We start from the raw sequence: 229 nt of genomic DNA on the forward strand, positions 1-229 counted from the left end.
GAATGCGTTGGGTCAGGCGATGAAGATGTTGAATGTGCCGACGTCTTCGCGAGCAGGCTCGCTCCCACAGTGGATTTTGCGTGTCGCCGGGATTTGGCACACGCCGCGAAAACCTGTGGGAGCGAGCCTGCTCGCGAATGCGTTGGGTCAGGCGATGAAGATGTTGAATGTGCCGACGTCTTCGCGAGCAGGCTCGCTCCCACAGTGGATTTTGCGTGTCGCCGGGATT

The 229-nt window shown here is 59.4% G+C and carries 1 pseudogene; it reads left to right on the forward strand.

Features of this window, described 5'->3' with window-relative positions:
• A pseudogene (locus tag J5M66_RS26860) lies at window positions 1-229 on the forward strand (hypothetical protein); the annotation flags it as partial.

This window comes from Pseudomonas sp. 67(2021) (assembly GCF_017491835.1).
GTDB lineage: Bacteria > Pseudomonadota > Gammaproteobacteria > Pseudomonadales > Pseudomonadaceae > Aquipseudomonas > Aquipseudomonas atacamensis.